The organism is Nonomuraea sp. NPDC050227 (assembly GCF_044459705.1).
GTDB lineage: Bacteria > Actinomycetota > Actinomycetes > Streptosporangiales > Streptosporangiaceae > Nonomuraea.
In genome coordinates, this window is record NZ_JBITJF010000009.1 from 377,983 (window position 1) to 398,487 (window position 20,505).

The 20,505-nt window shown below is 70.5% G+C and carries 19 protein-coding genes; 10 read left to right on the forward strand and 9 right to left on the reverse strand.

Annotated elements, in window-relative coordinates; genetic code table 11:
* Positions 1-466: 466 nt before the first annotated feature.
* Entirely contained in the window at positions 467-1,891 is a 1,425-nt protein-coding gene (locus ACIBK9_RS33115) for a M23 family metallopeptidase (RefSeq protein WP_397162551.1), read from the reverse strand.
* A 175-nt stretch (positions 1,892-2,066) separates the two neighbouring features.
* Between ACIBK9_RS33115 and ACIBK9_RS33120 the strand changes: the two genes are divergently transcribed.
* Positions 2,067-3,305: a GNAT family N-acetyltransferase gene (locus tag ACIBK9_RS33120; protein WP_397162552.1), complete on the forward strand. Its 1,239-nt coding sequence runs from the start codon at positions 2,067-2,069 to the stop codon at positions 3,303-3,305.
* Between the two features lie 441 nt (positions 3,306-3,746).
* Here ACIBK9_RS33120 and ACIBK9_RS33125 read toward each other — a convergent pair whose 3' ends face one another.
* Complete coding sequence (locus ACIBK9_RS33125) at positions 3,747-5,069, reverse strand: MFS transporter (RefSeq protein WP_397162553.1); 1,323 nt, start codon at positions 5,067-5,069, stop codon at positions 3,747-3,749.
* A gap of 153 nt (positions 5,070-5,222) precedes the next feature.
* Between ACIBK9_RS33125 and ACIBK9_RS33130 the strand changes: the two genes are divergently transcribed.
* The 6 genes from ACIBK9_RS33130 (at position 5,223) to ACIBK9_RS33155 (ending at position 11,163) form a co-directional block, all read left to right on the forward strand.
* Positions 5,223-5,837: an ArsR/SmtB family transcription factor gene (locus ACIBK9_RS33130; protein ID WP_397162554.1), complete on the forward strand. Its 615-nt coding sequence runs from the start codon at positions 5,223-5,225 to the stop codon at positions 5,835-5,837.
* Positions 5,838-6,079: 242 nt separating this feature from the next.
* Positions 6,080-7,015, forward strand: a complete 936-nt coding sequence (gene rpsB / locus ACIBK9_RS33135) for a 30S ribosomal protein S2 (protein ID WP_364324423.1) — start codon at positions 6,080-6,082, stop codon at positions 7,013-7,015.
* A 972-nt stretch (positions 7,016-7,987) separates the two neighbouring features.
* Positions 7,988-8,821, forward strand: a complete 834-nt coding sequence (gene tsf, locus ACIBK9_RS33140) for a translation elongation factor Ts (RefSeq protein ID WP_352323799.1) — start codon at positions 7,988-7,990, stop codon at positions 8,819-8,821.
* Positions 8,822-8,966: 145 nt separating this feature from the next.
* The gene (pyrH, locus tag ACIBK9_RS33145) at positions 8,967-9,665 is read left to right on the forward strand and encodes a UMP kinase (protein ID WP_352323800.1); all 699 of its coding nucleotides are present in this window, start codon (positions 8,967-8,969) and stop codon (positions 9,663-9,665) included.
* A 43-nt stretch (positions 9,666-9,708) separates the two neighbouring features.
* Positions 9,709-10,266 (forward strand): ribosome recycling factor, encoded by a 558-nt coding sequence (frr, locus tag ACIBK9_RS33150; protein ID WP_352350337.1) that lies wholly within the window; start codon positions 9,709-9,711, stop codon positions 10,264-10,266.
* A gap of 57 nt (positions 10,267-10,323) precedes the next feature.
* Complete coding sequence (locus ACIBK9_RS33155; protein WP_352323802.1) at positions 10,324-11,163, forward strand: phosphatidate cytidylyltransferase; 840 nt, start codon at positions 10,324-10,326, stop codon at positions 11,161-11,163.
* Here the strand turns inward: ACIBK9_RS33155 and ACIBK9_RS33160 are convergent.
* The gene (locus ACIBK9_RS33160) at positions 11,143-12,165 is read right to left on the reverse strand and encodes a suppressor of fused domain protein (RefSeq protein WP_358283771.1); all 1,023 of its coding nucleotides are present in this window, start codon (positions 12,163-12,165) and stop codon (positions 11,143-11,145) included. The genes ACIBK9_RS33155 and ACIBK9_RS33160 overlap by 21 nt on opposite strands.
* Before the next feature lie 153 nt (positions 12,166-12,318).
* On the opposite strand from ACIBK9_RS33160, the gene rlmN reads away from it, so the two are divergent.
* Positions 12,319-13,419, forward strand: coding sequence for a 23S rRNA (adenine(2503)-C(2))-methyltransferase RlmN (rlmN, locus tag ACIBK9_RS33165; RefSeq protein ID WP_352350343.1), 1,101 nt, complete (start codon positions 12,319-12,321; stop codon positions 13,417-13,419).
* 86 nt (positions 13,420-13,505) lie between these two features.
* On the opposite strand, the gene ACIBK9_RS33170 is transcribed toward rlmN, so the two are convergent.
* From ACIBK9_RS33170 to ACIBK9_RS33180, 3 genes are all read right to left on the reverse strand, one after another.
* The gene (locus ACIBK9_RS33170; RefSeq protein WP_397162555.1) at positions 13,506-14,213 is read right to left on the reverse strand and encodes an SGNH/GDSL hydrolase family protein; all 708 of its coding nucleotides are present in this window, start codon (positions 14,211-14,213) and stop codon (positions 13,506-13,508) included.
* A gap of 31 nt (positions 14,214-14,244) precedes the next feature.
* Complete coding sequence (locus tag ACIBK9_RS33175) at positions 14,245-14,916, reverse strand: hypothetical protein (RefSeq protein ID WP_397162556.1); 672 nt, start codon at positions 14,914-14,916, stop codon at positions 14,245-14,247.
* A gap of 78 nt (positions 14,917-14,994) precedes the next feature.
* Complete coding sequence (locus ACIBK9_RS33180) at positions 14,995-15,858, reverse strand: ATP-binding cassette domain-containing protein (RefSeq protein WP_397162557.1); 864 nt, start codon at positions 15,856-15,858, stop codon at positions 14,995-14,997.
* A 172-nt stretch (positions 15,859-16,030) separates the two neighbouring features.
* Between ACIBK9_RS33180 and ACIBK9_RS33185 the strand changes: the two genes are divergently transcribed.
* Entirely contained in the window at positions 16,031-16,531 is a 501-nt protein-coding gene (locus ACIBK9_RS33185; RefSeq protein ID WP_358283780.1) for a DivIVA domain-containing protein, read from the forward strand.
* 29 nt (positions 16,532-16,560) lie between these two features.
* On the opposite strand, the gene ACIBK9_RS33190 is transcribed toward ACIBK9_RS33185, so the two are convergent.
* On the reverse strand, positions 16,561-17,208 hold the full coding sequence (locus tag ACIBK9_RS33190; protein WP_387667630.1) for an HAD family hydrolase: 648 nt from the start codon (positions 17,206-17,208) through the stop codon (positions 16,561-16,563).
* A gap of 3 nt (positions 17,209-17,211) precedes the next feature.
* A complete protein-coding gene (locus tag ACIBK9_RS33195) occupies positions 17,212-18,783 on the reverse strand; it encodes an FAD-dependent monooxygenase (RefSeq protein WP_397162558.1) in 1,572 nt (523 codons plus the stop codon).
* Between the two features lie 65 nt (positions 18,784-18,848).
* Between ACIBK9_RS33195 and ACIBK9_RS33200 the strand changes: the two genes are divergently transcribed.
* Positions 18,849-19,445 (forward strand): PadR family transcriptional regulator, encoded by a 597-nt coding sequence (locus ACIBK9_RS33200; RefSeq protein ID WP_397162559.1) that lies wholly within the window; start codon positions 18,849-18,851, stop codon positions 19,443-19,445.
* Here ACIBK9_RS33200 and ACIBK9_RS33205 read toward each other — a convergent pair.
* On the reverse strand, positions 19,426-20,430 hold the full coding sequence (locus ACIBK9_RS33205) for an AI-2E family transporter (RefSeq protein WP_397162560.1): 1,005 nt from the start codon (positions 20,428-20,430) through the stop codon (positions 19,426-19,428). The two genes, ACIBK9_RS33200 and ACIBK9_RS33205, sit on opposite strands and share 20 nt — an antisense overlap.
* Positions 20,431-20,505: the final 75 nt, after the last annotated feature.

Sequence of the window (20,505 nt, forward strand, 5' to 3'; positions counted from 1 at the left end):
GGCGGAGAGTTCAGAGACGGTTGGTCGGTGTCGGTGTCGGTGTCGGTGTCGGTGTCGGTGTCGGTGTCGGTGTCGGGCGTCGGCGGTGGGTGGTGGGTGGTGGGTGGTGGGTGGTGGGCGGACGGTGGTGGACCGACAGCGGTGGGCGGACGGCGACGGCGAATGGCGACGGCCGATGGCTATGGAGGCGGCGGACGGCGGCTGGGCCATGGGGCCGGAGGGCGGAACAAGGCGCTCTTATTAGTTGGGGCTTGGTCCGGATCAAGGGCGCGCGCGTTTCCCGATGAGGTTTGACGGTCGTGTTCATCCAGCGGCGGTGAATGGATGGGCATCTTGGTTGCCTTGAAGGCCTTTCTGGATTGATGCGGGTGGCCGTTGTGGAGGTCTCGTTGTGAGCTTGGAGGTCTCGGCAGGTGTCGGGTTTTAGGGCTTGAAGAGTGAGCCTCTGAGGGTGGTTTTGAGGGGGTCAGGAGGAGCGTCGTGAGGGTGGGTTGGGGCGTCTGTGGAGCCCTTCTGTTGGGGGTTTGCGGTGTTGGCCGCTTCTTGAGCCGTGGTGCTTCTTGTGGGGGCGTCGGCGGCGGCGTAGGGCCGTGATCAGGAGGGCGGAGGCGAGGAGGGTGCCCAGCCCGAGCGCTGGGGCTGCTGGCAGCGAAGCCGCGTGTGTCAGGAGTCGGAGGACGGTTGCAAGGGATCTGGAGGGGGCGTGAGTTGGTTCATGCCGCTGCTCGGGAGTTATGGCTGATTGGTTGCGGAGGGGAAGGTCGCTGGAACGCATCTCCGGGCGTGAGGAGGTGACCGCAGGGGTGATGAGCGGGGTCTCGGGGGGCGGCTCTGCGGTGAGGCCAAGTGCCTGCAGGACCGTGGAGTAGGGGGATGGGAGCGCGTTGTGCTGGTTCGCGGATGAGTCGCGGTGCGCGAGAACTGTGAGCAGGGACGGGGGGAGAGGGACGAGGAGCGGGGGCGGAGGAGGCACGGGGGCGTTGGGGAGCAGGTTCCGTGCGAGCGGAGCAGGCGGGTTCAGGTGCGGAAGCAGGGGCGGGTTCGGGCGGTAGAAAGCGGCGGACAGCTTGGTGAGCAGGGGAAGGGTGGGTGAGGTTGAGGTGCTGCCTGCAATGGCCTCCGAGAGGTTGGACGAGACGTCAAGCGGAGCTTCGGAGGGCTCAAGGGGGACGGCGAGGGGTACTTCGGAGGGCTCGACGGGGACGGCATCGGGCGCTTCGGAAGGCTCGGAGGGATAGGCAAGCGGTGCTTCGGAGGGTGTTTTGGGGGCCGGAGGGAGCAGGGGTGGGGTGGTCTGCGGTGGGGCGGTCTTGGGCCAGATGGGGAGGAGGCGGATGGGGGCGTGGCCCAGGAGGAGAAGAGGGTCCAGGTAGCGGGCGCTCTGGATCAGGCCCCAGTGCAGGCATGACTCCTGGCAATGGCCGTGTACGGCTTGTACGACCCCCAGTCGGCTGCCCATCGTGATCGGCTCACCCTGCTTCACCGATGCGCTGATCGGCAGGTACGTCGTTCGGAGGCCGCCTGGGTGGTCGATGGTGACGACTCCCCTTCCGCCTACTGGGCCTGCGTAGCGGACGGTGCCTGAGCCCGCGGCCAGGACGGGGGTGTCGGCGGAGGCGGCCAGGTCGATGCCGCGGTGTCCGGCCAGCCAAGGAGCCAAGGGCGGGGCGAAGCGGCGCAGGACGCGGGGGCTGCCATCGAGTGGCCAGCGCCAGGCGGGTGGGGCGGCCTTCGCCAGCGGAGCCGGGGTGGCGAGGGTCGTGAGCATGATCGCTGTTGTGAGCACGACCAGGGAGATCACGGCACGGCGGGCCACGTCCTGCGTGCGTGGTCTCGGCGGTGGCGGTGCTGAGCGGGGGGACAGGGCGGGGAGGCGTGGGCGAGGGGGCATGGCGGGGAGTCTTGCCGGGAGCGGCCTGCGGAGGTCGAGGCGAGCGGGATTCTGTGGATACAGGAAGCGGTGGGGAGCCTCCTGTGGACAACCCGCCCTGTGCCGAGCCCGCCGCCCGCCCGCCCGAGTGGAAATTCAATGGACGAGGTCATCCGGGCGATGCAAAAGTCCCACCGTGAGCCCGACTGCAGCGTCCCCCACATCCGTCCCGCTGGCCGACGGTCTCGTTCTGCGGCAGGCACGGCCGGCGGACCTCGACCAGATCAGCGCGCTGCTCACCGAACGTGGCGACTCGGCCGACGCCCTCGACCACCGGCTGGTCGTCTCGGACCCGGAGGTCGGCTGGTCCGCCTGCGCCGTGGTCGTGGATGGAGAGCGGGTCGTGTCCACCGCGACGCTCCTCGACGAGGAAGTGCGCGTCGGCGGCATCCGCCTACCAGCCGGCCAGGTCGAACTGGTCGCCACCGACCGCGAATACGAAGGACGCGGACTCGTACGGGCGCTCATGCGATGGGCTCACGACCGCTCCGCCGCCCGTGGTCACGTCGTTCAGGTGATGATCGGGATCCCGTACTTCTACCGGCTGTTCGGCTACGAGTACGCCATCGACATACCGTCGGCGCTGACCGTGCACACGCCCCCGGCCGGTGACGGCACGCCCGCACTCCGCGTCGCCCGGCCCGCCGACATTCCCGCCATGGCAGCTCTGCAGGACATGGCTCAGGACCGGTTCGACGTGGCCATGCCGCATTCGGCGGCATGCTGGCGATGGTTGCTGGACCACCAGGCGAGCACCTCCTGGGTCCTGGAGCGCGCTGGCACCGTCATCGCCACCGGACGCACCACGCCTCCCGACGACGACGAGGTGCTGCTGGCCGAGGCTGCCGCCGCCGACGAGGCCGCGGCCCGCGACCTGCTCAGTGCCGTCGTCGCCCAGTTCCCCGGGAGTGAGCTGAAGGTCGTCCATCGGGCCGGATCCGTGACCGCCACCGCCTGGCAGGAGTTCCTCGACCACGAACCGCGGAAGCGGGCGGAGCAGTACTACGTGCGCATTCCGGACGTCGCGGTGTTGCTCGACCGGTTCCGGCCGCTGCTCTGGCAGCGCCTCACCGCAGAGGGGACGGACCGCACCGGCGATGACATCGTCATCTCCACCTTCGGCGCCCATTACCGGATCCCGGTCGGCGCCGATGGCCTCGGCGAGGTCGTCACAGGCGGCCCGATGCAGAGACCTGGATCCGTGAAGGGCATCGGAGTGGCACCCGACCACCTGCCCGCCCTGTTGTTCGGCCCGCACGGGATCGAGGGGCTGACCCGCATCCGGCCCGACGTCTACACCGGAGAGGAAGAGCTGTCCCAGGCGCTCTTCCCGCCGCTCACCGCGGATCTGCTCAGCTACTACCTGCCGTATTAGGCCCGTCCCGGCTTCAGGTCGCTGTTCGGCGGAGCTTGAGGGCCGAGTGCTGCGGCTCCTGGGCGGCCATTGATGGCCGCTTCCGGCGGTGACGACTCAAAGTGGCTTCAGGACGTTGATGAAGTGCGCTGGTGCAGGCAGGTCGATCTCTGCCTGGACAGCACGGTCACACCATTGCGTCACCACCATGCGGCTGGTGTGGCGATCGATCCAGAGCTGCGCCGAGAGCTGGAGAAAGGCTGTGCCCAAGGAACGGGCCGTCCCCAGTGACGGTAACCGCCGACGCCGGGAGGGCGAGGGCTCTGGCTGTGTGCCGTACGACCGGTGCAGGCGCCGTGGGTGTACGTGTGGTTGGCGAGATGGCAAGAGGCGGAGAGCGGTGGGAGCGAGACGTAGTGGGGTCCGTACGGGCGAAGTGCGGAATCTGGGGAGTGGAGGTGGCTAGATGACTGAGTGGCGCTTGGATTCGATCAGGTTCTTCAGTGTCTGGGGGCTGGGGTTGTGAGGGGGCGCGGGTGGGGTGTGGGAGGTCTGAGGGCGGTTGGGACGTAGGGGGGAGAGCCAGATCCAGAGGCTGCTCAAGGCGATGCCCGCCGCGCTCAGCAGGATGACCGGGCGCAGGCCCATGAACTCGGCCAGTACGCCGCCCACCAGGCCGCCGACGGCCAGGACGCCCTGTACGGCGAAGGTCATGGTGGCGTTCACGCGGCCTCGGAGGGCGGCGGGGGTGTAGCGGAGGGTGATCACGCCCATGCAGGTGGCGAAGGCGACCACGATGACGCCGGTCATGACGCCCGTCAGGCCGAGGACGGTGAGCTTCACCCAGAGGGGGCCGGTCAGGAGGCCGACGGCGAGGATGTCCAGCGGGAAGAACAGGACCGAGACGAGCAGGATGCGGTTCTCGCCGTAGCGCTTGGACAGGCGGGAGGTGAGCCAGGCGCCCAGGAGGCCGCCCGCGCCGCTCAGCGCCGTGAGGAAGCCGATCATTCCCTTGGGGATGTCGAGCGTGTTGACCATGTAGAGCATGTAGACGGCGATGTACGCCATGGCGAAGAAGTTGATCGTCACGCCGGCGCCCAGGACGGCTCGGAGCGTGGGGTGGGTGAGGCTGGTTCGCAGGCCCTCGACGATGTCGTGCCACATGCTGGACGAGCGGGTGGGCTCGTTGTGCTCCGGGGTGCGGATCGAGCGGAGCAGGATGGCGGAGGCGAGGAATGACAGCGCCTCGGCCAGTACGGCGAACGGCGCGGTGAGCGTCTGGACCAGGATGCCGGCCAGGCCGGGGCCGCTCACGGAGGCTACCGAGTACGAGGCTTGGAAGCCGGCCATGGCCTCGGTGCGCTGCGACGGATCCACGACCGCGGCTATGTAGGGGAAGTTGGCGGATTTGAAGATGACGCCGGCCGTACCGATGACCAGGGCCACGATGATCAGCCAGGGCACGGTGAGGACGCCGAGCAGCCAGGCCAGCGGGACGGTGAGGGCGGCGGCGCAGGAGACGAGTTCGCAGGCGATCATCAGCGGGCGGTGCCGGGTGAGACGGTCGGCGATGGCGCCCGACTGGAGGCCGAACAGCAGGGCGGGCAGCGGCGCGGCGGCGGTGAGCAGTCCCATCTCGGCGGGTGAGGCGGTCAGCAGCGTGATGGCGGTCAGCGGGACGGCCAGCTTGGAGACCTCCGAGCCGGTGATCGAGATCGTGCGGGCGCTCCACAGCAGGCGGTAGTCGCGCTGTTTGCGGAGGGGGAGTGGGGGCGTCGTGTCCATGCTGGGGTCTCCGGTGGCGAGTTCGAGGGAGCTGAAGGGGGGCCGGTCGGACGGGTGGGGAGAGATGTGAAAGGAAGACTTCATAAGTATGAAGGGATCCCTTCAGAGTTGTAAAGGGAATGCTTCACATCTCCCGCCGGGTACCTTTGGCACATGACGCAGGACATGGAGGGGCTCAGCGATCCCAAGATGATGCGGGCGCTGGCTCACCCGGCGAGGCTGTTGATCCTCAACCGGCTCGGCGTGCAGGACAGCGCCACCGCGACCGAGGTGGCCGAGATCGCGGGGATCACGCCCAGCGCCGCCAGCTATCACCTGCGCATGCTGGCCAAATACGGCTTCGTCGAGGACGCCCCGCCCAGAGGGGACGGACGCGAACGGCTGTGGAGGTCGACGCACAAGCCGTTCAGCGTGGGAGTGCTGCCGGACGACCAGCCGGAGGTCCGTGACGCCAAGACCCTGTTGATCAAGGCGTTCCGCAAGGAGGCCGGCGACGAGGCCGACCGGGCCCTGGCCAGGACCGAGCACGACACGGACGAATGGCGCGACGCGACGCGCTTCAGCCGCACCCGGATCAGAGTCGACGCGAGCGAGCTGGGACGGCTGAGCGCGGAGATCGAGAAGCTCCTGGAGCCGTACATCGCCCACCAGCGCAGCCAGGAGGACGCGCCGAGCGGTGCCAGGATCGCGGAGGCGCAGATCAACCTCTTCCCGGTCGCCCCCAGGACGTCGCCCGGGTTGCCCACGGAGGACCACGATGTGGGGTGAGCCGTACCCGGCATGTCGGTTTGACCTCCGACGGTCAGCCTGGGGCGGTGTGGGAGGTAGACTTTTCGATGGCCTGTGGCAACAGGCCGACTTCGCATGCCCCGTTGCGGACCGCACCCTCGGTCCGGGCCCCGGCCCGGCTGGAGCGGTTTTGGGGCATCAGGGCGGTAGACAACGCGCTGCCGCGGCACAACCGAGAACTGCGCCCATCCGCAGGGCGCCCAGACCTGGAGGACCATCACATGGCCCCCGTCGTCACCATGCGACAGCTGCTCGAGAGCGGCGTTCACTTCGGCCACCAGACCCGCCGGTGGAACCCGAAGATGAAGCGCTTCATCTTCACCGAGCGCAACGGCATCTACATCATCGACCTGCAGAAGTCGCTGTCGTACATCGACCGTGCCTACGACTTCGTCAAGGAGACCGTCGCCCACGGCGGCACGATCCTGTTCATCGGCACCAAGAAGCAGGCTCAGGAGGCCATCTCCGAGCAGGCCGCGCGGGTCGGCATGCCGTACGTCAACCAGCGCTGGCTGGGCGGCATGCTCACCAACTTCTCCACCGTGCACAAGAGGCTTCAGCGTCTGAAGGAGCTCGAGGAGCTCGACTTCGACAACGTCGCCGGCTCGGGGCTCACCAAGAAGGAGCTCCTCATGCGCCGTCGCGAGAAGGACAAGCTCGAGCGCACGCTCGGCGGCATCCGTGACATGGGCCGCGTGCCCAGCGCGGTGTGGGTCGTGGACACGAAGAAGGAGCACATCGCGATCAGCGAGGCCAAGAAGCTTGGCATCCCGGTCGTCGCGATCCTCGACACCAACTGCGACCCCGACGAGGTCGACTACCCGATCCCGGGCAACGACGACGCCATCCGCGCCGTCGGCCTGCTCACCAGGGTCGTCGCCGACGGTGTCGCCGCCGGTCTGATGGCTCGCTCCGGCGCCGCCCGCGGTGACGAGAAGCCGGCCGCCGCCGAGCCGCTGGCCGAGTGGGAGCGCGAGCTCATCGAGCAGGGCCAGGGTCAGGCCGCCGAGGCCGCCCCTGAGGCTGCTCCCGAGGCCGCCGCCGAGGAGGCCCCCGCCGCCGAGGCGCCCGCTGCCGAGGCTCCGGCCGAGGAGGCGCCCGCCGCCGAGGCCGCTCCGGCTGCCGACGCGACCCCCGAGTCCGAGCCGCAGGCCTGAGACACGGCCGCCGCGCCCGGTCCGTGAGGCCGGGCACGGTACAGGCGCCGGCTCCGCGCCGCAGGTCGTCCTCGACCGCGGTGCGGGGCGGGCAGCCGGCCGACAGAGGGTGAGCGGAACCGAGGTCCTGCGCGGGCCGAGGTTGTGAAGGGCAAGGCCGAGGTCCTGCGCGGGCTGAGGCTTGGTAGGGCAAGGTACGCGTCTCGACTGGGCAAACGGCCGAGCCGGGACGGCAAGCCGGACAGGACGGCACCCCGCCGAGGCGATAAGTCAAGGCAGGGTGGCGATCAGGTTCGGGCGGTAGGTCAGGGCCGGGCGTCGGAAGCCGAGGCGGTGAGCCGAGGTGGATGACCATCGGGCCGGAGCGATAAGCCGAGCCTGGCTGGGCAGTATGCCGAGCGAGGCGGAGCGGAGCTCCACCGGCGGAGCCCGTCCTGCTGAGCGGAGACCTGGGCGAAAACCCGGGCCCGAGCGGAGTCCGCGCCCAGGCCGGACGAAGCCCGAGCCCAGACCAAGCCCAGGTACGAGCGAAGGTTCCGGAGGCAGCCGGACGGGCCAGGCGAAAGCCGGGCCAGTCAGGTGAAAGCCAAAGGGCCGGGCGGAAGCCCAGCCGGTCGGGCGGAGGTTCGATGGCTCGGAGCTCGGCCAGTTGGGCGGAGGTTCGATGGCTCGGAGCTCAGCCGGTTGGGCGAGGGCCGGGTCGGCCGGACGGATGTTCGGCTGGTCGGGAGGGAACCCGGCGTGAGGGCGCCCTCCGGACAACGCCTGGCACCACCGTCCGAGCACAACCCGACACAACCGGCACCACCGTTCGAGACCGCGCACGACCGAGGCAGAACGCACGACCCGCGCACGACCCGCGCACGACAAGGCCCTGGTGCGGCGCGCGCCTGCCGCACCGACCAGGGGCGGGCGCCCAGGGCGTCCACTCCGATCCACGACGACGACGAAATCCCACAAGGAATAAGAGCAATGGCTTCCGTGAACATGGCCGACGTCAAGCGGCTTCGCGAGATCACCGCTGCCGGCATGATGGACTGCAAGAAGGCGCTTGAGGAGTCCGAAGGCGACTTCGACCGCGCCATCGAGCTCCTGCGCCTCAAGGGCGCCAAGGACGTGGGCAAGCGCGAGGCCCGTACGGCCTCCAACGGCCTCGTCGCGCTCCAGCAGGACAGCGACTCCTCCGCCGCTCTTCTCGAGCTCAACTGCGAGACCGACTTCGTGGCCAAGGGCGAGCGCTTCCAGGAGCTGGCCGCCGGTGTGGTCGCGCACATCCTGGCGAGCAAGCCCGCCGACGTGGCGACGCTGCTCGACTCCTCCTTCGACGGCAAGACCGTCAAGGAGCACCTGGACGAGGCCAACGCCGCGCTCGGAGAGAAGATCGAGATCCGCCGCTTCGCCGTGCTTGAGGGCGGCTACATCGGCTCGTACATGCACAAGACGGACCCGGCGCTGCCGCCGGCGGTCGGCGTGCTCGTGCAGCTCGACAAGCCGAACGCCGAGGTCGCCAAGGACATCGCCCAGCACGCCGCGGCGATGGCCCCGCAGTACCTCAAGGCCGAGTCCGTCCCCGCCGAGGTCGTCGAGAAGGAGCGCAAGCTCTTCGAGGAGATGACCCGCGAGGAGGGCAAGCCCGAGGCCGCCATCGGCAAGATCGTCGAGGGTCGCGTCAACGGCTGGTACAAGGACTTCACCCTGGTCCAGCAGGCCTTCGTGAAGGACAACAAGAAGAGCGTGGGCAAGTACGCCGAGGAGAACGGCGTCGAGGTGCTCGCCTTCGTCCGATTCAAGGTCGGCCAGGCATAGGCTTGAGCGAACTGCCAGCCCAGAGTTCCACCCAATGAAGGAGGCCGCCGCCGTGCAGGACCACCGGGAGTCAGCCCACGAATCCACACGGACGGCGGCTTCCTCATCACCCAGCCCGCAGGGTCCACTGAGGTGGAAGCGGGTGATGTTGAAGCTGTCAGGCGAGGCGTTCGCCGGAGACGACCCGCTGGGCATCGACCCGGCCGTCGTCGACCACCTGGCCGACTCGATCACCGAGGCCGTGCGCGAGGGCGTGCAGGTCGCGGTCGTGGTCGGCGGGGGGAACATGTTCCGCGGCGCCACCCTGTCCCAGGGCGGCATCGACCGCGCCAGGGCCGACTACATGGGCATGCTCGGCACGGTGATCAACTGTCTGGCGCTCCAGGACTTCCTGGAGCGGCGCGGCGTCGAGACCCGCGTCCAGACCGCCATCACCATGCAGCAGGTCGCCGAGCCCTTCCTGCCGCGCCGCGCGATCAGGCACCTGGAGAAGGGCCGCGTGGTCATCTTCGGGGCGGGTCTCGGCTCGCCGTACTTCTCCACCGACACCGCGGCGTCGCAGCGAGCCCTGGAGATCGGCGCCGAGGCGCTGCTCAAGGGCACGCAGGTCGACGGGATCTACGACTCCGACCCGCGCAAGAACCCCGACGCGGTCCGGTTCGACCATCTTGACTACGGCGAGGTGCTGCTGCGCGACCTCGCGGTCATGGACGCGACCGCGATCAGCCTGTGCAAGGACAACGATCTGCCGATCGTGGTCTTCGACCTGATGGGCGAGGGCAACATCCTGCGAGCGGTACGCGGTGAGAAAATCGGCACGCTGGTGAGTCCCGCAGGCAAATGAGGGAGCTAGCCCGACACCGCCAGCTAGTAGACAGGGAGCCGCTGTGATCGACGAAACCCTCCTCGAAGCCGAGGAAAAGATGGACAAGGCCGTCTCGGTCGCGAAGGAAGACTTCGCGACCATCCGGACCGGCCGGGTCACCCCCGCGATGTTCAACAAGATCAATGCGGAGTACTACGGCACTCCGACTCCGGTGCAGCAGTTGGCCTCGTTCCACCTGCCCGAGGCGCGCATGGTCATCATCCAGCCCTTCGACAAGAGCGCGATGGGCGCGATCGAGAAGGCCATCCGCGACTCCGACCTCGGCGTCAACCCGACCAACACCGGCGACGTGATCCGCGTGACCTTCCCGGAGCTGTCCGAGGAGCGCCGCAAGGAGTACATCAAGGTCGCCAAGAACAAGGGCGAGCACGCCAAGGTGTCGATCCGGAACATCCGTCGTACGGCCAAGGAGGCCCTCGACAAGATGATCAAGGACGGCGAGGCGGGCGAGGACGAGGTCCGTCGCGCGGAGAAGGAACTCGACGACCTCACCCAGAAGCACGTCGCCAAGATCGACGAGCTGCTCAAGCACAAGGAAGCCGAGCTGCTCGAAGTCTGAGCGGCACGCCTCGCGGCCCTCGCCGGAAGGCGGGGGCCGTGGCTATGGAGAGTGTCTGTGGAAGAACGTACGGCCGGCACCGGCCCGGACGGCGGCAGCCGTACCGGAAGGAACCTGCCGGCCGCGATCGCGGTGGGTGTGGGGCTGGGTGCGCTGGTCCTCGGTACCCTCTACACGATCAAGGAGCTCTTCCTCCTGGTGATCGTGGTGTGCGTCGGCGTGGGCGTGCTGGAGCTGACCAAGGCGTTCGCCACGCGCGGGATCAAGGTCCCGGCCGTGCCCGTGCTCGCGGGGCTGGTGGCGATGCAGGCCGGGGCGTACTGGGGCGGGCCGTTCTGGCTGCTGGGGACGTTCGCGGTGTTCGCGTTCGTGCTGCTGGTCTGGCGGATGTTCAGCGACGGCACCGACGGCTACGTGCGCGACGGCACCGCCTCGGTGTTCACGTTGTTCTACCCGGCGATGCTGGCGGCGTTCGCGGCGTTGCTGCTGGCGCCGCACGACGGCCGCGACCGGGTGCTGATCTTCATCGCGGTGACCGTGGCCAGCGACATCGGCGGATACGTCGCGGGTGTGCTGTTCGGCAGGCACAAGATGACGGTCATCAGCCCGAAGAAGACCTGGGAGGGTTTCGCCGGGTCGGTGATCGCCTGCACGCTGGTCGGCGGCTGGCTGGTGACCTGGCTGCTGGACGGCCCGCTCTGGCTGGGCGCGCTGATCGGGGCGCTGGCGGCGCTGCTGGCGACCGTGGGCGACCTCATCGAGTCGATGATCAAGCGGGACCTCGGCATCAAGGACCTCGGCACGATCCTGCCGGGGCACGGCGGCCTGATGGACCGCCTCGACTCGCTGGTGACCACGCTGGTGCCGGTCTGGCTGCTACTGACGCTGTTCCTCTAACGCCTCCGTCGTGACGGGCGTGAGCCACAACCACCGTACGGCCTCCCCGCCGAACGCGAACCCCGACATGTCAGGCATGTCGGGTGGGTCGGCCCGCATGAGCACCCCCGAGTACTGCGGCCCCAGCGGGAACGTCGAGGGCTCGTGGTACCACTTGGCCGTGTGCCCGTGGCCGAGCCAGGTCACCGAGTGCCACGGATACTGGGCCAGCCACACCAGCAGCAGCGCCGCGTCCCTGGGGTCGTCGTGGGTGGCCACGGCCAGCTCGATCCGGGCGTAGGCGTCGGGGCGGTCGATCCACTGCTCGACCGTCGGCATGCGCTGGCAGCTCATCCCCACCGTGGACAGCACGGTCGGCTCGCGGCCCGCGTACGGCGGCCGTTCGGTGATGCCGACGGTCGGCAGGCGCTCGCCGCTGGCGTCCCAGTACCGGCCGGCCGGGCCGAGCACCCGGTCCAGATGGCCCATGACGAACTGCTGGAACGACGGCCACGACCCCTCGCCGTGCCGCCAGCGCCAGTAGGACGTGGCATTGGAGATACGCGGCCGCAGCCCCTCCAGCGCCTCCGACAGCGCCCACGCGAACGGAGACTCGCCCACGGCGTCACGGGCGTAGCCGGGCATGCCCCTGCTCATGTCGGCCCAGCCGGGGATGACCGCGAGCAGGTCGTCGTCCTCGTAGAGGGCGACGCCGTCGCCCTCCTCGAACCACAGGGCGGACAACTGGCCGAGCGGCCTGCGCCCCTCGGGGTGCGTCGTGTTGCCCCTCGGCATCAGCGGGGGCAGGCCGGAGTTGATCCGGGCCAGGTCGACCACGGCCGGGGCCGGCCGGTGGTTGGCCAGCCAGACCGCTCCGTGGACGGCGCCCTCGGGCGAGCACAGGTAAGCTACCGAGGAGTCCTCGTCCCGCTCGACCACGAGCGTGCGGCTGCCGTAGGGGTTACCGGCGGCGAGGACGACCTCGGTGCCACCCTCGCCAGATGCCGACCGGAAAATCGCCATACGAGATGACTGTAGATCGGGCGGTGACCCTGACGCGAGCCGTACCGTGATCAGGAATGCCTCCTCCGCGGCCGGCGTTCACTAACCTGGCCGGTGAGAAATCCCGGAAGTCCCAAGCAGAGTCCCGGAAGTCCCCCAAGCAAAGGCAGGAACGTGTCCCAGCAGCCAGGCCAGCTCACCTTCGTCGCACCGCGACGGGCCAAGCCCGCGCGGCACCTGGCGGACCTGTCCATGGCCGAGCGCCGGGCCGCGGTCACCGAGCTGGGGGAGAAGGCGTTCCGCGCCGACCAGCTCTCGCGCCACTACTTCGAGCGCCACACCGCCGACGTCGCCGAGATGACCGATCTGTCCGCGGCGGCCCGCGACAAGCTGTCGGCGCTGCTGCCGACGCTGCTCACGCCGGTCAAGGAGCTGACCACCGACGGCGGCACGACCCGCAAGACCCTGTGGCGCCTGTTCGACGGCGCGCTGGTCGAGTCGGTGCTCATGCGCTATCCCGAGCGGGTCACGATGTGCGTGTCGTCGCAGGCCGGTTGTGGCATGAACTGCCCGTTCTGCGCCACCGGACAGGCGGGCCTGACCCGGAACATGTCCACCGCCGAGATCGTCGAGCAGGTGGTCTCCGGCGCCCGTGCGCTGGCGGCGGGCGAGGTGCCGGGCGGTCCCGGCCGGGTGAGCAACATCGTCTTCATGGGCATGGGCGAGCCGCTGGCCAACTACAAGCAGGTGATCGGCGCCGTGCGCCGCATGGTCGAGCCCGCGCCGCACGGTCTCGGCATCTCCGCGCGCGGGGTCACGGTCTCCACCGTGGGGCTGGTGCCCGCCATCGGCAAGCTCGCCGACGAGGGGCTGCCGGTCACGCTCGCGCTGTCGCTGCACGCGCCCGACGACGAGCTGCGCGACACGCTCGTCCCGATCAACACGCGCTGGAAGGTGGCCGAGGTCCTCGACGCGGCCTGGTCGTACGCGGCCAAGACCAAGCGCCGCATCTCCATCGAGTACGCCCTGATCAAGGACGTCAACGACCAGGAGTGGCGGGCCGACCTGCTCGGCAAGCTGGTCAGGAACAAGCTCGTGCACGTCAACCTGATCCCGCTCAACCCCACGCCCGGCTCCAAGTGGACGGCCTCCCGGCCGGAGGACGAGCGGGCGTTCGTGCGCCGGCTGGAGTTCCACGGGGTGCCGGTGACCGTGCGCGACACCAGGGGCCGCGAGATCGACGGCGCCTGCGGCCAGCTCGCCGCGGCCGAGTAACCGGCCCCGGCCCGAGCGGGTGGTAGCCGGCCCTCTTCGAGCAAGTGACCGGCCCCGACCGGCGGCCGCCGAACAGGGCGGCCGGCCTATCTTGTGGCGGGCGAGCGGGCGGCGAAGGTCTCGATCAGGTCCGCGATCATGGCCGCGCCCCGGCTGTTGAGGTGCACGGTGTCGGTGGTGAGCCGCAGGCCGCGGCTGCTGGAGATGGCGTCCAGGCTGCGGCCGAGCAGGAAGTGCTGCATCGCGGCGGTCTGCGCCTGGTTGCTCTCGGGACGGTAGTGGGTGCGGGGCGAGGTGCCCTCCAGGTCGGCGGTCATGCGCTCGTTGAGCGGCAGGTAGGTCACGCCCTGCTCGGCGGCGACCGTCCTGACGATCTCGGCGAACTCCTGGGTGCGGCGCACCGGGACCGAGTCCAGGTCCTCGCCGATGACCGGCGGGGACAGCAGCGCCACGCGGGCCATGGTCTCGTTCTGCAGGCGGGCGGCGATGGCCGTCAGGTTGGCGGCGTACGCGGCGGGCGTGGGGGTCTCGGCGAGCTTCCAGCGCTTGCGCAGGGCCCTGGCCCGCTTCTCGCTCAACGTGGCGTTGGCGTCGTTGGTGCCGATGAGCACGGTCACCACATCCGGATCCTGCCGTACGACGTCGTCGAGACGCTTGAGCAGCTCGGACGACGGCTCGTAGTTGACGCCCGCGTTGATCACCGTCTCGCCGGGCAGCCGGTCGCGCAGCATGGCCACATAGTCGACGCTCACTTGTCCGCGGGTGATGCTGTCACCCAGGCAGATCACCTTCACCGTTGCCTCCTCAGGGGTGAGTGAACGCTTACTAACCTACCCTACGGCGCCTCCAGGCATACAGGGCGAGTCCCGCCAGGCACCACACCAGGGAGATCGCGGACAGTTGGGGCAGCTGGTCGAGCAGCTCGCCGGCGCCGGCCGTACGCATCCAGACCACCAGCGGAACCGTCAGCCAGTACGCGGGGGACGCGCTGAGCAGCAGCATCACCAGGTAGCCGAGCACCAGCGACATGATCGAGACCGCGGGGGAGCGCAGCACGGCCCGGCTGGTGAGCGCGCCGAGCGCCGTCCCGGCGAGCACGGCCAGGGCGTGCAGGACGAGGGCCGCGCCGAGCACGTCCCGGCCGGGGCGCTCGCTCAGGCCGAGCAGGACGGCCCACGCGAGGCCGACGGCGGCCAGCGCGGCGCAGGCAACCAGGCTCGCCACGAGCCCCGCGGCCACCTCCTTGCCGCGCCCGCCCGCGGTGACCGCCGACAGCTCGCGCTGCCGGTCGGGCTCGGTGTCCAGGAGGCTCCGCGTGGCCCAGGCGAGGATGGGGATGATCAGGACGGCGCCGTCGGCCAGCACGGCGGCCTCCGTGCCCTTGGGCGCGCGGCTGCCGTAGACGATCGCGAGCATGGCGAGGGTGAGCAGGAGCGCCTGATGGACCCGGTGCGACCGCACATAGGCGGCCAACCGGAAGACGGCCAGAGCGATCACCGGCACTCCTCAGGCGAGCGGAAGACGGCCAGGGCGGTCACCGGCACTCCTCGGTCAGGCGGACGGCGGCCAGGGCGGTCATCCGGGCTCCTCGGGGGTGTGGGGGTGGTCGAGGGTGGAGGTTCGGTAGCCCTGGTCGCGCATCCTGGTCAGGAAGAGCGGGAGCTCGTCGGCGGGCAGGGTGACCGCCACGGTGGTCAGCGGGCGTTCCGGAGCGTGAGTCGGAGGGGACGCAGAGGCCGCCGGGGCCACCTGGGCCACAGCGGCGGCGGAGATCCGGGCCGCGGGGGGCTCAGGGGCGACGGGGGTGGCGGAGATCGGGGCCGCGGAAGGCCCAGGGGCCGCAGGGGTGGCCTCCTTGAGGTGGCCGTCCACGAGCGACCATGAGCGCAGCCCGGGGAGGCCGCGCAGGCCGCCCTGGTGGTCGCTGGCGACGACGATGCCCCCGCGCCCGGCGACCTCGGTGACGATGGCGGGCAGCATCTCGCGGGCGTCGGCGTCCAGGCCGGCGAAGGGCTCGTCCAGGATCAGCAGGCCGGGGTCGGCCATCAGGGCCTGGACCAGGCCGACCTTGTGCGCGCTGCCCTTGGACAGCTCGCCGAGCGGCAGGCGGAGAAGGTGGCCCATGTTCAGGCGTTCGGCCCAGGGCCGCCACCGGGCGCCGCCCCGTACGGACGCCATGTGCGTCAGGTAGGACGTCACCGTGAACGGTTGGGCCGTCGGGAAGCGGTCGGGGGCGAAGCCCACGACGCCGGGACGGTCGGTGATGTGGCCCCGCGTCGGCCGCGCGAGCCCCGCGAGGAGCCGCAGCAGCGTGGACTTCCCCGCCCCGTTGGCCCCGGTCAGCTCGATCGCGTCGCCCGGCGCGAGCTGCGCTTCGGCCTCTTCGAGGACGAAGGGCTGACGTCTTCGGTAGCGAAAAGAGACCTGTAACAGTCGCATGGTGCTGTAACGGTATATGTCAGGGCGCAGGGCCGTGATAAAGGGCCTCACCGCTATAAAGGGCCTGACCGTGATGAAGGGCCTCACAATGGAGAAGCCCCGGCACATCTCAGGAGGAGTGGGCTTGAACCGCTTTCCGCGCGTCATGGGTATGCGTTCAGGCTATGACCCCGTGGAAGTCGACGCCCTGATCGCGCGCATCGAGTCGACCCTGGGCAGAGGCCCGCACACGGTCGAGCCCGTCACCGCCGACGAGGTCCGCACCGCGACCTTCCGCGCCAAACGCGGCGGCTACCACGAGACCGCGGTGGACTTCGCGCTGGAGGCGTTCGTCGTGGCCCTGGAGACCCAGGCCAAGCGCCCGGTACGGCTGGCCATGGCCGAGCCCACCGGGGAGCTGCTGCGCGAGGAGTGGTTCGAGACCCAGGCGGCCCGCGTCGAACGGGTGGCCTTCCGCCCCGGCCGCATGGGCACCGGCTACAACGAGGACGAGGTCGACGCCTTCCTCGACCGCATCGTGGCCACCCTGCGCGGCACGACCGAGTTCGCGGTGACCGCCCAGGAGGTGCGCGAGGCCCGCTTCTCGACCGTGCTGCTGCGCGCCGGCTACCTGATCGCCGACGTCGACTCCTTCCTCGAAGGCGTCGCCGAGATCCTGGAGAAACCCCGCTAGGCCGCCGCGGTGCGGCCCCGGCGCCGCCGTCAGGCCCGTTCGACGGCCGCGAGCAGGCCGCGGAGGTCGGGCAGGACCACCCGGACGACTTCGGGCCCGGCGGGCCGCTCGCCGTGCCGGTTGATCCACACCCGGCGCACGCCCAGCCGCTCGGCCGGGATCATGTCGTGGAAGTGGCTCTGCGCCACGTGCACCCACTCGGCCGGCTCGTAGGTCCTGCTGAAGTGCTCGAAGTGCGCCTCGTCCGGCTTGTAGGCCCCGGCGTCCTCGGCGGTCACCACCGCGTCGAACGGCACGGGCAGCCGCCGCAGCGTCTGGGCGATCAGGTCGCGGTCGCAGTTGGTCAGCAGCGCCAGCCGCCGGCCCGCCGCGCGCAGGGCCGACAGCTCCGCCCCGACCTCGGCGTACACCGGCCAGTAGGGCAGCGTGGCGGCCAGCACCGAGGCGTCGTCGTCGTTCAGCGGGACTCCGGTCTCGGCGCAGGCGCGGCGCAGCGCCTCGGCCATGACGTCCCGGTAGCGGGCCCGTGGCGTCTCGGCCTCGACCGCGCTCTCGTGCCGCAGGTACGCCGTCAGCAGCTCATCCCCCCTGCCGGGCGCGATCAGCTCAAGGCTGGTGCCGATGCCGTGCCGCCAGTCGACGAGGGTGCCGAAACAGTCGAACGTGATCCATCGCATAGGTCACATGATGACCCTTCCGAGCACCTGGTCGAGCGCCCGGCCGACCTCGCCCTCGACCGCCGGTCCTTCGGCCCGCCAGGCCACGTAGCCGTCGGGGCGGACCAGGACGGCGGTGGCGTCGCCGTAGCGTTCGGCCCAGACGTCCTCGACGTCGAGCACGTCACCGCCCACCTGGTGCACCCGCACGCCGGGCCCGGCGGCCCGCGCCCAGTCCGCGCCGCCGGGGCCGCACAGCAGGACGAAGGCGTCGTGGAACAGGTCGTGGACGCCGATGCGCTCGCCGTCCCGGTCGAGCCAGAGGTGCGGGGCGCGGGTGCCGGGACGGGCGCCCTGGGCCGCCGGGTCGCCGAGCACCGTCTCGTGGGTGGCGCCGACCATGGCCGACGAGCGGTACCGCTGTCCCAGGATCGCCGCGACGTGGTCCAGCGGGTCGTCCTCGGGGTTGGGGCCGAACCTGGCCGCCTGGCTGCGCACGGTCAGGTCGGCCAGCTCCAGGGCCACCGGGCGGCGCTCGGCCTCGTAGGTGTCGAGCAGCGCGTCGGAGGCCCGGCCGGCCAGCACGGCGGCCAGCTTCCAGGCCAGGTTGTGGGTGTCCTGGACGGCCGAGTTGGCGCCCAGCCCGCCGGCCGGCGGCCAGACGTGCGCCGCGTCGCCGACCAGGAAGACCCGTCCCTCGCGGTAGCGCGTGGCGACGCCCACCGCCTCCTCCCACGCGGCCCTGCTGACGATCTCCACGGGCAGGTCGCGGCCGATCAGCTCCTTGGCCGAGGCGACCAGCCGCTCGTCGGTGAAGTCGGCCGGCGACTCGGCGGCGGGGTCGTACGTCAGGGCCATGCCCCAATGGCCCGGCAGCGCGTGGGAGACCATCGCGCCCGAGGCCGTCCCGCCGGGCGCCCCGAGGATCCAGAACAGCGCCCGCTTGGTGACCAGCTCCGACAGGTCGGCCCTGAAGACGAAGGACTGGTAGGCGCGCAGGACGCCGAGCCCTTCGCGGGCGATGCCCAGCCGCTCCCTGATCGTGCCGCGGTAGCCGTCGGCGGCGATCAGGTAGCGGGCGCGCAGGGTCCGGCGCTCGCCGGTGCGGGCGTCCTCGGTCACCACCGTGACGCCGTCCGCGTCGGGCTCGATCGACCTGCATATGGTGTCGAAGCGCAGGTCGGCGCCCCGGGCACGGGCGGCCTCGGCGAGGATCGGCTCGACCGTGCTCTGGTCGGCCATGCCGTACTCGCCCGAGGTGAGCTCGGGCATCGCCCGGGAGGAGCCGCCCTCGAAGAGCCACTGCCATTCGCCGGCCAGCGTCTCGCAGCGGGCCACGCCCCCTTCCTCGTCGAAGGGCCGCCCGGCCTCCTTGACGGCCTGCTCCAGGCCGAGCGGCCGGTAGATCTCCATCGTGCGCGGGGTGATGCCGCGCGCCCTGCCCAGGAGCGACACGCCGGGGTGGCGGTCGACGAGCACGCAGGGCACCCCGTGGTGGGACAGGAACAGGGCGGAGGTGAGCCCGGCGTAGCCGCCGCCGACGATCAGCACGGGAATCTCGGTCATGACGCCCTCAGGGCGGTCTGCTGTGGTCATGGGGAGATAGTTGCACTGCAACTAGTCTCAAGTCAACTAGTTGCTGTGCGGCTATGATGAGGGCCATGGCTCTCGACCGCGGCTCGCCGCTCGCCCTCACCGTGCTGGCCCTGCTGCGGTCCCGGCCTCTGCACGCGTACGGCATGCAGCGCCTGCTCAAGCAGTGGGGCAAGGACCAGGTCGTCAACGTCGGCCAGCGGGCCGGGCTCTACCGCACGATCGAGCGGCTGGGAGAGGCCGGGCTGCTCAGGATCAGGGAGACCGGCCGCGACCAGCAGTACCCGGAGCGCACGGTCTACGAGCTCACCGACGCCGGGCGCGAGCGGCTCGACGTGTGGCTCGACGACATGCTCAGCCGTCCCAAACAGGAGTTCCCGCAGTTCCCTGCCGCGCTGTCCAACGCGATGCTGCTCCCGCCCGGCGTGCTGGCCGACGCGCTGGAGCGGCGGGCGGCGGCCGTGGAGCAGACGCTGGCCGAGCTGGAGTCGAGCCTGTCGGCCGAGCAGGACCTGCCGCGCATCACGATGCTGGAGTCCGAGTACCTGCGCGAGGTGACGGCGGCCGAGGCCCGCTGGCTCCGCGCCGTCATCGCCGACCTGCGGGAAGGCCGCATCCAGTGGTCGCGCGAGGAGCTGGAGGCGGTCAGCTCGGCCCGGGAGTGATCAGGTGCGGGCGCGGCCGCCGCAGCAGCGCGACGAGCACCGAGGTCACCGGCGCGGCCAGGAACGCCCCGGTGATGCCCGCGATCACACTGCCCACCGTGATCGCGATCAGGATGACCGCTCCCGGCAGGTCGAGCGCCTTGCCGTAGACCTGCGGCGCCAGCACGTGCCCTTCGAGCTGCTGCACCGCCACCGTCACCGCGACCACGATCAGCGCCACCAGCCACCCCTTGGCCACGAGCGCCACCACCGCCGCCAGCAGCCCGGCCATGAACGCCCCCACCACCGGCAGGAACGCCCCCACGAACGTCAGCACGGCCAGCGGCAGCGCGATCGGCACGCCGAGGATCCACAGGGCGAGCCCGATGAAGAAGCCGTCGACCACGCCCACGATCGCCACGCCGCGGATGTAGCGCCCGATCACCCCGAAGATCAGCACGCCGGTGTCGTGGCAGCGCGTTCTCGCCGCGTCGGGCATCAGATCGACGATCCAGGCGAACAGCCGCTCGCCGCCGTGCACGAAGTACACCGACAGGATGACCGCGAGCACCGCGCCGACGACGATCTCGCCGGCCGTCCTGACCCCGGCGATGGCGCCGCTGGTGATCTGCCTGCCCTGCTTGGAGACGTAGTCCCTGGCCTGGGCGAGCAGCCGCTGGTCGTCGAGCCCGAACCGGGCGGCCAGGCCGTGCAGGTCGCCGAACGCCTTGCCCAGGCTGGTGCGCATCTCGCTCAGGCTGTCCACCGTGGGCGGCACCAGCAGCGCGATCAGCGCGCCGGCCAGCAGCAGGCCGCCGACGAAGACGATCGTGGTGGCCAGCGCCGGGCCGAGCCCGCGGGCGGTGAGCCAGCGGGCCGGCGGGTGCAGCAGCGCCGTGAGGAAGACGCCGATGATCACGGACATGACGACCGTGCGCAGGTGATAGAGGCAGAAGAAGGCGACCGCGATGATCGCGATCCACCCCAGCACCCGCCACGGCCTCATGCCCAACCCCCGATCGTGCCTGGTCAGTGGCCTTCCCGGCGGTGATCGAGGGCAACCCTGGTCAGGACGGCGGGC